This window comes from Streptomyces sp. NBC_01235 (assembly GCF_035989285.1).
Lineage (GTDB): Bacteria > Actinomycetota > Actinomycetes > Streptomycetales > Streptomycetaceae > Streptomyces.
In genome coordinates, this window is record NZ_CP108513.1 from 4,817,098 (window position 1) to 4,828,579 (window position 11,482).

The 11,482-nt window shown below is 68.4% G+C and carries 12 protein-coding genes and 2 pseudogenes; 6 read left to right on the forward strand and 8 right to left on the reverse strand.

The annotated features are described in order from the left end of the window. Positions 1-43 precede the first annotated feature (43 nt). Genes galK through galT form a run of 3 tightly spaced genes read right to left on the reverse strand, consistent with a single transcriptional unit; the run spans position 44 to position 3,237 of the window. On the reverse strand, positions 44-1,201 hold the full coding sequence (galK, locus tag OG289_RS21250; RefSeq protein WP_327315609.1) for a galactokinase: 1,158 nt from the start codon (positions 1,199-1,201) through the stop codon (positions 44-46). Beyond that, positions 1,202-2,179, reverse strand: coding sequence for a UDP-glucose 4-epimerase GalE (gene galE, locus OG289_RS21255; protein WP_327315610.1), 978 nt, complete (start codon positions 2,177-2,179; stop codon positions 1,202-1,204). Then, a complete protein-coding gene (gene galT, locus OG289_RS21260) occupies positions 2,176-3,237 on the reverse strand; it encodes a galactose-1-phosphate uridylyltransferase (RefSeq protein ID WP_327315611.1) in 1,062 nt (353 codons plus the stop codon). The genes galE and galT overlap by 4 nt, the downstream gene beginning before the upstream one ends. A gap of 148 nt (positions 3,238-3,385) precedes the next feature. Between galT and OG289_RS21265 the strand changes: the two genes are divergently transcribed. Both OG289_RS21265 and OG289_RS21270 read left to right on the forward strand, forming a co-directional pair. Further along, the gene (locus OG289_RS21265) at positions 3,386-5,077 is read left to right on the forward strand and encodes a sodium:solute symporter family protein (RefSeq protein ID WP_327315612.1); all 1,692 of its coding nucleotides are present in this window, start codon (positions 3,386-3,388) and stop codon (positions 5,075-5,077) included. A 36-nt stretch (positions 5,078-5,113) separates the two neighbouring features. Beyond that, the gene (locus tag OG289_RS21270) at positions 5,114-5,494 is read left to right on the forward strand and encodes a hypothetical protein (protein WP_327315613.1); all 381 of its coding nucleotides are present in this window, start codon (positions 5,114-5,116) and stop codon (positions 5,492-5,494) included. 71 nt (positions 5,495-5,565) lie between these two features. Here the strand turns inward: OG289_RS21270 and OG289_RS21275 are convergent, their stop codons facing one another. Both OG289_RS21275 and OG289_RS21280 read right to left on the reverse strand, forming a co-directional pair. Then, positions 5,566-6,363, reverse strand: coding sequence for an SGNH/GDSL hydrolase family protein (locus OG289_RS21275; protein WP_327315614.1), 798 nt, complete (start codon positions 6,361-6,363; stop codon positions 5,566-5,568). A 220-nt stretch (positions 6,364-6,583) separates the two neighbouring features. Then, positions 6,584-7,006: an ATP-binding protein gene (locus OG289_RS21280; protein WP_327315615.1), complete on the reverse strand. Its 423-nt coding sequence runs from the start codon at positions 7,004-7,006 to the stop codon at positions 6,584-6,586. Positions 7,007-7,199: 193 nt separating this feature from the next. On the opposite strand from OG289_RS21280, the gene OG289_RS21285 reads away from it, so the two are divergent. Then, positions 7,200-8,051, forward strand: a complete 852-nt coding sequence (locus OG289_RS21285; RefSeq protein WP_327315616.1) for a helix-turn-helix domain-containing protein — start codon at positions 7,200-7,202, stop codon at positions 8,049-8,051. Positions 8,052-8,059: 8 nt separating this feature from the next. Further along, positions 8,060-8,341, forward strand: a complete 282-nt coding sequence (locus OG289_RS21290) for a DUF397 domain-containing protein (protein WP_327315617.1) — start codon at positions 8,060-8,062, stop codon at positions 8,339-8,341. Here OG289_RS21290 and OG289_RS21295 read toward each other — a convergent pair. The 3 genes and pseudogenes from OG289_RS21295 to OG289_RS21305 form a co-directional block, all read right to left on the reverse strand. After that, complete coding sequence (locus tag OG289_RS21295; protein ID WP_327315618.1) at positions 8,311-8,883, reverse strand: dihydrofolate reductase family protein; 573 nt, start codon at positions 8,881-8,883, stop codon at positions 8,311-8,313. The two genes, OG289_RS21290 and OG289_RS21295, sit on opposite strands and share 31 nt — an antisense overlap. A 77-nt stretch (positions 8,884-8,960) precedes the next feature. Further along, on the reverse strand, positions 8,961-9,416 hold the full coding sequence (locus OG289_RS21300) for a hypothetical protein (protein WP_327315619.1): 456 nt from the start codon (positions 9,414-9,416) through the stop codon (positions 8,961-8,963). Further along, positions 9,413-9,632, reverse strand: a pseudogene (locus OG289_RS21305) (DNA-binding response regulator); the annotation flags it as partial. The pseudogene OG289_RS21305 and the gene OG289_RS21300, both read right to left, overlap by 4 nt. Here OG289_RS21305 and OG289_RS21310 point away from each other — a divergent pair. Together OG289_RS21310 and ccrA are read left to right on the forward strand one after the other, a co-directional pair. Next, a pseudogene (locus tag OG289_RS21310) lies at positions 9,630-9,776 on the forward strand (IS1380 family transposase); the annotation flags it as partial. The pseudogenes OG289_RS21305 and OG289_RS21310 sit on opposite strands and share 3 nt — an antisense overlap. A gap of 316 nt (positions 9,777-10,092) precedes the next feature. Then, positions 10,093-11,427 carry a crotonyl-CoA carboxylase/reductase gene (gene ccrA, locus OG289_RS21315; RefSeq protein ID WP_327315620.1) on the forward strand — a complete coding sequence of 445 codons (1,335 nt, stop codon included), beginning with the start codon at positions 10,093-10,095 and terminating at the stop codon, positions 11,425-11,427. Positions 11,428-11,482 lie beyond the last annotated feature (55 nt).

Consider the following 11,482-nt stretch of genomic DNA (forward strand, 5'->3'; position numbering starts at 1 on the left):
GTACGGGGCTGACGAGAAGGCCGGACAGGACCGGGAGGAAAGCTCAGCTCACCCGCCGCGCCCCTGCCGCGGGCACCGCCTCGAACACTCTCGGCGCCTTGAAGTCCGCGGCGGCGAAGGCCTCTTCGACGGCCTTGGCGAGGGTCTCGACGTCGCTCGCCTCGGCCAGGACGATCGCCGATCCGCCGAAGCCGCCGCCGGTCATCCGCGCGCCGAGCGCGCCGTGCGCGAGGGCGGTGTCGACGACGAGGTCCAGCTCGGGGCAGGAGACCCGGAAGTCGTCCCGCAGGGAGGCGTGGCCCGCCGTCAGGACCGGGCCGACGGCGCGGGTGTCGCCGCCCGACTCCAGCAGGGCCACGACCTGCTCCACACGCTGGTCCTCGGTCACCACGTGACGGACCAGGCGGCGGACCTCCTCCTCGTCGCCGAGACGGGCCAGGGCCGCGTCCAGGTCGGCGTAGGGAATGTCCCGCAGGGCGGCGACACCGAGCAGCGCGGCGCCCTTCTCGCAGCCCGCGCGGCGCTTGCCGTACTCGCCGCCGCTGTGGGCGTGCGTGACCTGCGTGTCGACCACCAGCAGGCGCAGTCCCTCGGCGGCCAGGTCGAGGGGGATCTGCTTCTGGGAGAGGTCGCGGGTGTCGAGGAACAGCGCGTGGCCGGCCTCGCAGCACGCGGACGCCGTCTGGTCCATGATGCCGGTGGGCGCGCCGACGTAGACGTTCTCGGCGCGCTGGCACAGGCGGGCCAGCTGCCAGCGCTGGAGCCCCAGCTCGTAGAGGTCGTTGAGCGCGAGGGCCACGACGACCTCCAGGGCCGCCGACGAGGACAGGCCCGCGCCCGAAGGAACCGTCGAGGACAGGTGGATGTCGGCGCCGGTGACCGGGTGGCCGGCCTCGCGCAGGGCCCAGACGACACCGGCCGGGTACGCCGTCCAGTCGTGGTCGGACTCGGGCGTCAGGTCGTCCAGGCGGAGCTCGGCGACCCCGCTGTCGAGGTCGGCGGAGTGCAGCCGCAGGACGCCGTCCTCACGCCGCGAGACCGCCGCGACGGCGATGTGCGGCAGCGCGAAGGGCATCACGAAGCCGTCGTTGTAGTCGGTGTGCTCACCGATGAGGTTGACGCGGCCGGGCGCCGCCCAGACGCCCTCGGGCTCGGCGCCGTACAGCCGGACGAACCCCTCGCGCACTTCCTGTGCCCCCACTTACTGCTCCCTTGCGCTGCTTGCGATGTGCTGCGCGAACTCCCACGCGTCCGCGACGATACCCGCGAGATCCGCGCGGGACGGGTTCCAGCCCAGCTGCTCGCGGGCGGTGGCCGCCGAGGCGACCAGGACGGCCGGGTCCCCGCCGCGGCGGGGGGCCATGACCTCGGGGATCGGGTGCCCGGTGACCTGACGGACGGTCTCGATGACCTCGCGGACGGAGAAGCCGTTGCCGTTGCCGAGGTTGCAGATGAGGTGCTCGCCGGGCCTCGCGGCGGCGACGGCGAGGAGGTGGGCCTCGGCGAGGTCGGCGACGTGGATGTAGTCGCGGACGCAGGTGCCGTCGGGGGTCGGGTAGTCGTCGCCGAAGACGGAGATGGCCTCGCGGCGGCCCTGCGCGACCTGGAGGACGAGCGGGATGAGGTGCGACTCGGGGTCGTGTCGCTCGCCCTGCGCGCCGTACGCGCCGGCCACGTTGAAGTACCGGAGGGAGACGGCACCGAGCCCGTGGGCGGCGGCCTCGCCGGTGATCATGTGGTCGACGGCGAGCTTGGAGGCGCCGTAGGGGGAGGTCGGTGCGGTGGGGTCGGTCTCGGTGATCGGGGTGCTGACGGGCTCGCCGTAGGTGGCGGCGGTGGAGGAGAAGACGAGCTTGCGCACGCCCGCCTCGCGCATGGCGCCGAGCAGGGCCATGGTGCCGCCGACGTTGTTGTCCCAGTACTTCTCGGGCTTGACGACGGACTCGCCGACCTGCGAGAACGCGGCGAAGTGCAGGACGGCGTCGAAGGAGGCGTCGAGCCACTTGCCGGCCTCGCGGATGTCGCCCTCGATGAAGGAGGCACCCGCCGGGACGCCCTCGCGGAAGCCGGTGGAGAGGTTGTCGAGGACGACGACCTCGTGGCCGGCCTCCAGCAGGTGCTGGGCGACCACGCTGCCGACGTACCCCGCGCCGCCGGTGACCAGGTACTTCCCGCTCATGAACTCGCTACCTCTCGCAGTCGCTGTGCCGCGGCCTCCGGGCTGATGTCGTTGATGAACACGTTCATGCCGGATTCGGAGCCCGCGAGGAACTTCAGCTTGCCGGAAGTGCGGCGGATGGTGAAAAGCTCGAGGTGGAGCCCGAAGTCGTCCCGATTGACGCCCTCGAACTCCTCCAGCGCGCCGAACGGCGCCTGGTGCCAGGCGGCGATGTACGGCGTGGACGGTTCACCTTCACCGAAGATCCGGTCGAAGCGCCTCAACAGTTCCAGATACACCTTGGGGAACTCTGTGCGCGCGTCCTCGTCGAGGCCGAGCAGGTCGGGAACCCGGCGCTTGGGGTAGAGGTGCACCTCGTACGGCCAGTGGGCGGCGTACGGCACGAACGCGACCCAGTGCTCACCCTCCAGGACGACCCGCTCGTCGGCGAGTTCACGCTCGAGGACGGCGTCGAAGAGGTTCCCCCCGCCGGTGGCCTCCTTGTGCGCGGCGACCGAACGCAACATCAGCGCGGTGCGGGGCGTGGTGAAGGGGTAGGCGTAGATCTGCCCGTGCGGGTGGCCCAGAGTCACACCGATCTCGGCGCCGCGGTTCTCGAAGCAGAACACCTGTTCCACGGAGGGCAGATGCGACAGCTCGGACGTCCGGTCCGTCCACGCGTCGAGGACGAGCCGTGCCTGCTCCTCGGTGAGGTCGGCGAAGGACGCGTTGTGGTCGGAGGTGAAGCAGACCACCTCGCAGCGCCCGGAGTCGCCGGCCAGGGAGGGGAAACGGTTCTCGAAGACGACGACGTCGTACGACGAGTCCGGGATCTCGCTCAGCCGGTCGCCCTGCGAGGGGCAGAGCGGGCACTCGTCGGCCGGCGGGTGGTACGTACGCCCCTGCCGGTGCGAGGCCACGGCGATGGAATCGCCGAGCAGCGGGTCCCGCCGCACCTCCGAAGTGGTGACCGTGCGGTCCAGCGGCCGCTTGTCCACCGCGTCGCGCACCGAGTCGTCCCGCTGGTCGTAGTAGATCAGCTCACGACCGTCGGCCAAGCGGGTCGAGGTCTTCTTCACCGCGACTCTCCATCCGTACCCCAGGCCCGCGGGCCTGGATCAGTACACCTAGCGAAGCTTCAAACAGAACTAAACACATAAAACCATAAACCCCCACGCGAGTCACCACCACAACCAAACAAAGAACACCAAGCGAAGCGAGCAGTGCATGCGAACCCCCACACATCTGGCGGCAGAGCTGGCGGCAGAGCTACGGCTCCCCACGAACTGGCTCGACTACACGATCCTCGGCATCTACTTCGCCGTGGTCCTGGGCATCGGCTTCGCCGCCCGGCGCTCGGTGAAGACCAGTCTCGACTTCTTCCTCTCCGGCCGGTCCCTGCCCGCCTGGATCACGGGCCTGGCGTTCATCTCGGCCAACCTGGCCGCCACCGAGATCCTGGGCATGGCCGCGAACAGCGCGCAGTACGGGGCGTACACCGTCCACTGGTACTGGATCGGCGCGATCCCGGCGATGGTGTTCCTGGGCCTGGTGATGATGCCGTTCTACTACGGCAGCAAGGTCCGCTCGGTCCCCGAGTTCCTTCTCCTGCGCTTCGACAAGTGGGCGCACCTGCTGAGCTCGGCCCTGTTCGCCTTCGCCGCGATCCTCATCGCCGGGGTGAACCTGTACGCGCTGGCGATCGTCGTCGAGGCGCTGCTGGGCTGGCCGCAGTGGGTGGCGATCGTGGTGGCGGGCTTCTTCGTCCTGGCGTACATCACGCTGGGCGGCCTGTCCTCGGCGATCTACAACGAGGTGCTCCAGTTCTTCGTGATCCTGGCGGCCCTCATCCCGCTGTCGGTGCTGGGCCTGAAGAAGGTGGGCGGCTGGGGCGGCCTGACCGACAAGCTGACCGCGAGCCACGGCGACAACTTCGTCACCGCGTGGGGCGGCACGGGCATCGGCAGCGCGAACCCGCTGGGCGCGAACTGGCTGACGATCGTGCTGGGGCTCGGGTTCGTCCTGTCCTTCGGCTACTGGACGACGAACTTCGCGGAGGTCCAGCGGGCCCTGTCGGCGAAGAACCTGTCGGCGGCCCAGCGCACGCCGCTGATCGCCGCGTACCCGAAGATCTTCATCGTGTTCCTGGTGATGATCCCGGGCCTGGTGGCGGCGGTCCTGGTCCCGAAGATCGGCACGGCGGACTCCGACCTCCAGTACAACGACGCGATCCCGTACCTCATGCAGGAGCTGCTGCCGAACGGTGTGCTGGGCATCGCGGTGACGGGCCTGCTGGCGGCGTTCATGGCGGGCATGGCGGCGAACGTGTCGTCGTTCAACACGGTGTTCACGAACGACATCTGGGCGAGGTACGTGGTGCGGGGGCGCCAGGACGCGTACTACGTCCGTTTCGGCCGCCTGATCACGGCGATCGGTGTGGCGGCGTCGGTGGGCACGGCGTTCCTGGCCTCGTCCTTCTCGAACATCATGAGCTACCTGCAGACGCTGTTCAGCTTCTTCAACGTGCCGATGTTCGTCGTCTTCATCGTCGGCATGTTCTGGAAGCGGGCGTCGATGAAGTCGGGCTTCTGGGGCCTGCTGGCGGGCACGACGGCGGCGATGGTCAACTACTTCGTCCTCTACAAGCAGGACGTCATCGGCATCCCCACCGACCAGGGCGCGAACTTCGTCTCCGCGATCGCGGGCTTCGTGGCGGGCGCGGTGGTGATGGTGGCGGTGTCGCTGTTCACGGCCCCGAAGCCGGACGAGGAGCTCCAGGGCCTGGTCTACGGCACCGTCTCCCCCGGCATGGCCGAGCCGCCGGCGGCGGGCGACGACGCGTGGTACCGGCGGCCCGCCCTGCTGGGCTGGGGCGCGGTGATCCTGGCGGCGGCCTGCTACATCCCGTTCTCGTTCTGAGCCCGCTCACGACTACTGCGGGAGAATGGAAGGACCATGTCCGAGCAGCACGAACCGTCCGAGCGCGCCGAGGCAGCCGAGCGGCTGCGGCGGGCGGGGTACTCCGAGGCCGACGTCCAGCGAGAGGTCACGGAACTCGAGGAGAAGTCCACGACCGCGGCCCGCATCTTCGACCTGCGCCGCATCATCGGCGGCCTGTTCGTCGTCTACGGCGTGATCGTCACGATCGCCGGCATCACGGACAGCGACGCGGAGATCGACAAGGCCCAGGGGATCAACATCAACCTGTGGACCGGGCTGGGGATGCTGGCACTGGGCGTCTTCTTCCTGGCCTGGCTGAAGTTGCGTCCCGCGGCGCCGGTCACCCCGACGCTGCCGCCGGAGGCGGTGGAGGGGGAGTCCCCTCGGGGCGAGTGACCGTGCGGTGAGCGGCGGGGCCGGGTCGCCGGGGGGCGGGTCCGGCCCCGTAAGCCCGGGCAGCCGAGGGATCAGCCGGTGGTCTCGTTGAGCTTCGCGGCGTAGCCCGCCATGTAGCCCGCCAGGTTGGGGTGGAAGACCGAGGACGCGTCGGTCAGGTCGTTGATCCACGGGTCGGAACCGCATGCCCCGTGGCCCTTGAACGTGTCGCGCATGTCGACGAAGAAGGCCGGCTCCTTGGCCGCCGCGGCCTTGGTGCCCTCGGCCAGCGCGTCGGCCAGCCCGTTCATGGCGGTGCGCTTGGCGGAGCTCAGGTCGATCACGGGGCAGGTCCCGGTCGAGGAGATCGTCTGCGGGTAGCCGAGGACGACGAACGCGGCGCCCGGAGCCTTGGCCTTGATGTCCTTGTACAGGCCGGCGAGTTCCGTCACCAGCTGGTTCTTCGCGTAGTACGACATCCAGTCGGTGGCCGTCCTGCAGTAGCTGTCGCTCTTGGCGAGGCAGTCCTGGGCCACGGTGGCGAACTGGGCGTCGTTGCCGCCCACCGTGAGAGTGACCAGGTCGGTTTCGGCGCTCAGGGCGGACAGCTGGTTGCTGCGCACGTCCGCGATGGTCGCCCCACTGCAGGAGACGTCCTTCAGCGTGAAGTCCGAGTGCGCGGCCGCCCACTGGGCCGGGTAGTTGATCGTGCTGCGCCTGCAGTCGCCGCTGGCGCTGTCGTAGTACCCGGCACCGACCCCGGACGTGTACGAATCCCCCAGAGCCACGTATTCCAGCTCCCCGGCCGCCTGGGCGGGCGTGCTCATCATCCCGGCCATTCCGGCGAACGCCATCAGGCCGGTAACGACAGTGGACGTCAATTTACGCATGAGTTCCTTCTGGTCATGAGCGAGGGATCGGGCGTGGAACCTGAATCGACGTGGGGCGCGAGGATCGTACTGCGGTTCATCAGCCACGCCATTCGGGCCGTTCCGGGGTGAAGTGGCCCTGACCATTGGCGAATTGACTTCACCGCCCGCCTCGCCCCGCACAACCTGCCCCGGTTCCTGCCCCCTTGGGCCCACGGGCTGGTCCGCAGAGCAGGCGGACTTACCCTGCGACCGCCAGTTCGCACCACACGAGCTTGCCCCGGTGGCCCATCCGGGAGAGCGGCTGCCAGTGCCAGAGGTCCGAGCAGGCCCGCACCAGGGCCATGCCCCGGCCGCTTTCGGCGTCGCCGAGTTCCTCCAGCCTGCTTGGCGGCTCCGGGGGTTCGGGGTCCGCGTCCCACGCGCCGATCTGAAGGACGCCGTCCCGGAAACGGAGGCGCAGGCAGGCGGGGCCCTTGGTGTGCAGGACGGTGTTGGACATCAACTCCGAGGCGAGGAGTTCGGCGGTGTCGAGGAGGCCACCGAGGCCGTGGAGGGTGAGGATCAGGCGGAGGGTGCGGCGGCAGACGGTGACGGCGCGGGGGTCGTGGGGGATGTACAGGGAGTACTCCCACGAGTCGGGGGTGGGGGCGGTTTCGAGCATGGGGCAGCTCCAAGTGGGGGGTGGCGGGATTTCGCGCGCGGTGGCATGCCTCAGCCGTCCTGGCAGGACGGAGCGGTGCACTTCCGCAGCGTGTGCGATGCGTCACCGACGGTAGGGTAGAAATTCATACCCCCGCAACCGCCTCCCGTAATCTGTCCCCCGAACGAGGAGTCCCAGAGAGGCAGTTATTCGGATGACCATGCGGAACCAGCCCACGGCACGTCAGGTCCGCCTGGGCTCCGAGCTGCGCAAACTGCGGGAAGCCGCGGGAAAACCCGCCAAGGAGGTGGCCGGGCTCCTCGGATCGAGTTCGGCGCACATGAGTCAGATCGAGGCCGGCAGTTCGGGCATCAGCGAGGAACGACTGCGTCGACTGGCAGCTCACTGCGCCTGCACGGACGGGGAATTGATCGAAGCGCTCGTGGCTATGGCAACCGAGCGCACCCGCGGTTGGTGGGACGAGTACCGCGGGGTCCTGCCCCAGGTGAACCTCGACGTGGCCGAGGCCGAGCACCACGCGACGTTCCTGCACGAGGTCGTCATCAACCGCGTCCCCGGACTCCTCCAAACCCCCGACTACGCCCGAGCGGTCTTCAAGTACATGCGTCCGGAGCTACCCGATAGCGAGCTTGCGCCGCGAGTCGAGTACCGGTTGAGGAGGCGCTCCATCATCGAGGGCGACGCTCCCACTCCGTACGAGACGATCGTCCACGAGTTCGCCCTGCGCATCCGCGTGGCCGACCGTCCGGCCTGCCTCGCTCAACTCCGGTGGATTCTCGACCAGATCGAGCAGGGCCACGTCACGGTCCGCGTAATCCCCACCGATCAGGACGGCTTCGCCGGTGCCGGAGCCTCGATGGTGTACGCGGGCGGCCCGGTGACCCGACTGGACACCGGCCTCCGGGACGCCCCCACCGGTGTCGTGTTCATTGATGCGGAACCGCAGTTGGAACGGCTCCGAACACTCCTTCGTAAAGTGGAGGACGCATCGCTGGACCCGGTGGCGTCGCGGGACTTCATCCACCGCCTGACGAAGGAGCTGTGAGGCACCCCATGAACCACACCCTGCGCTGGCAGAAGTCGACGTTCTCCGACGGCGGCGAAGGAGACACCTGCGTCGAACTCGCCGCGTCCTGGCAGAAGTCCACGTTCTCCGGCGGCGCCGAGGGTAACGCCTGCGTCGAACTAGCCGCCTCCCCCACCACCCTCCACCTCCGCGAGAGCGACACCCCGGCTACCGCCCTCACCACCACCCCCGTCGCCCTCGCCCACCTCCTGGCAGGCATACGCGCCGGACTCGCACCTCAGCGGACGACGTCGAAGACGTTCTTCTGAAGACCGTTGGCGTAGGCCTCGTGCTCGACGAGCTTCAGCTTCTGGGTGTCCTTGTCCGTGGCGCTGAAGAGCCGCTTGCCCGCGCCGAGCAGGAGCGGGAAGACGAGCAGGTGGTAGCGGTCGATCAGGCCGGCGTCCGAAAGGGCCTGGTTCAGGGAGGCGCTGCCGTGGACGATGATCGGGCCGCCCTCGGTCTCCTTCAGCGCGGCGACGTCGTCGAGCGAGCGCAGGATCGTCGTCTCGCCCCAGTTCGACACCAGGTCGTCCTCGGTGAGGGTGGTGGAGACGACGTACTTCGGCATCACCTTGTAGTCGGCGAAGTCCTCCATGTCGGGCCACACGGGGCTGAACGCCTCGTAACTGGTGCGGCCCAGCAGCATCGCGGTGGCTTCCGACTGCTCCCGGCCCTTGATGTCGAACGCCTCGGGGAGGAACTCGATGTCCTTGAAGGTCCATCCGGCGTTCCGGTAACCGGGCTCGCCGCCCGGGGCCTCCACGACGCCGTCGAGCGAGATGAAAGCGGTGCTGATCAGAGTGCGCATCTGAGGTTCCTCGGTGTGTCGGGGCGGTTCAGTCATGATCTCCGACTGCGGATCGCAGAGAAACTCATCGCCGTCCCTCAGTGATCGGCGCCACAGCCGGCGATGTCTCCGCTGTGTGCCGCCGCCACCAGGGCGATCGTCAGCGTCGCGGACAGGTTGAGGAGGTGGATCGAGGGCGGGTAGCTCGCGAGGGTGTAGCCGTCTCCGGTCAGGGTGGCGACGGACAGCAGTGCCACGGGCAGGGCCGCGGTGACGCCCGCGAGCAGGCCTCGTAGCAGTGGGCATGCCAGCAGTCGGCGGGGGGCCAGCGCCAGAGCGAGGCCGGTCGCGGTGCCCACGGTGACACCCACCGCCATGCTTGCCAGTACGGCGAACGCGGCCGCGGAGAGCAGTGCCCGCGCTGTTCCCTCCTGGCCGCCCGTCAGGAAGACGAACGACACCACGAGGCACAGGGTGCCGGCGATTCCTGCGGGCCATGCGCCGATCAGCACGCCCAGGCGCGCGCCCCGGCCTATGACCGTGCGGGTCGTCATGGGTGGCCTCCGGTGGTGTCCTCCGTGGTGCGGGGGGTGTGCGGGAGGGGGCCCGCGCGGTCCAGGAGGCCCGTCCGGGCCGCCAGGGCCGCCGCTTCCAGGCGGGTGCTCTCGCCGTCGGCGCCCCGCACGAGGAGCTCGACCGCTCTCGGGGTGAGCATCTGCAGCAGCCGCCGGCCCTTCGCCGTCGGCCTGGGCCACCGTGTTGAGCAACTCTCCATCGCGCTCGACCTCCTGGCCTGTAGGCCGATGCTCGCACTGAACGGCGACGCTCGCCGCTGGGAACCCAAAGGGCTCCGTTTCCGGCTGTTCTCCGCCGCCGGGCAACTCGTGAACACCGGCCGCCGCCACTGGCTCCGCGCGTCATCACCCACGCAATCACCGCACAGGCACAGTGTCCCCGTCAACCAACGAGCGAGGACTCATGAACGATCGAGATTAGCCCCTTCGGGCACACCGTGCCGATAACACGTATGCGACGGGACTGCCTGACCTGCTTCTTCTGCCAACGGTCGGCGTATGCCCTTCTCCTGCGGTTGCGCCACCGACAAAGCAAATGTAGATGCTTATCAGGAGAAGGTCCCACTCATGGACCGCCGAACCCGCTCATGGACCGCCGAACCCGCGCCGAGCTCATGTCCCGGTACCACCAAAGGGAGCAGCGATGCATTCACCCATGTCCGACGCCGTCCTCGCAGGCGCCGATGCCGCGGATCTCGAGAGCCTCCCGGTGCCGGACTATTTCCCCGCCGCCACTGTGCGAGAAGCGGACGTCAACACCTTCCAGAACATGGACGACAAAGACGTGCGAAAGTCCCTGTTCGTCGATCAGGTACCCATGCCGGAACTGGCGCCCGACGAGGCCCTCATCGCAGTGATGGCGAGCTCGATCAACTACAACACCGTGTGGACCGCGATGTTCGAGCCGCTCCCCACATTTCAGTTCCTGAAGCAGATGGGAAAGAACGGCGGCTGGGATGCGCGCCACGACCTTCCTTACCAGATTGTGGGCTCCGATGCCGCGGGCGTCATCGTCCGGACAGGGTCGTCCGTACGCAGGTGGAAGGTGGGTGACCACGTCGTCGTCTCGCCCGTCTATGTCGATGAACAGGAACCCGACACCCACCGGGACGGGATGCTCGGCGAGGGGCAGAAGGCCTGGGGTTTCGAGACGAACTTCGGAGGGCTGGCACATTACGCGATCGTGCGGGCCAGCCAGCTGATGGCGAAGCCTGCCGCGCTCACCTGGGAGGAGGCAGCCGTCAATCCGCTGTGCGCGAGTACCGCGTACCGCATGCTGGTCAGTGACCGCGGGGCACAGATGAAGCAGGGCGACGTCGTTCTCGTCTGGGGCGCGACCGGCGGCCTGGGTGCCTACGCCATCCAGCTCGTGATCAACGGGGGCGGCATTCCCGTCGGCGTGGTGAATTCCGCCGAGAAAGCGGAAGTACTCGGATCCCTCGGATGCAAGGCCGTCATCAACCGCAATGACATCGAAGAGGGAGATCCGACGGTTCTCCAACGCCCCGACGGCTGGAAGAGACTGGGGAAGGCAATTCGTGCCGCCGTCGGAGAGGACCCGCACATCGTCTTCGAGCACGTCGGAAAGAAGACCTTCGCCGCATCCGTATTCGTTGCCCGTAGGGGAGGCACTGTGGTCACCTGCGGGTCGAGCACCGGATATGAACACTCTTACGACAACAGGTATCTGTGGATGCGCCTGAAGCGGATCATCGGAAGCCACGGCGCCAATCTGCATGAACAGTGCGAGGTCAACCGTCTCCTCGCGCTGGGACACCTGGTTCCGGCCTTGTCCAGAACGTATCGGCTGGACGAGGTCGGCGAGGCGGCTCGGAGTGTCCAGACCAACAACCACATCGGAAAGGTCGGAGTGCTGTGTCTCGCTGCCGGCCCCGGCACGGGTGTCACCGATCCGGATGCGCGGGCCCGCATCGACGAGCGGCGTCTGAACGCGTTCCGAACCTGGACGCAGCCCTCCTTCAACAACTGACCACGTGCTGAGGACGGCGTGCCGTGTGGCACGCCGTCCTCGCTGTCGGTGCGGC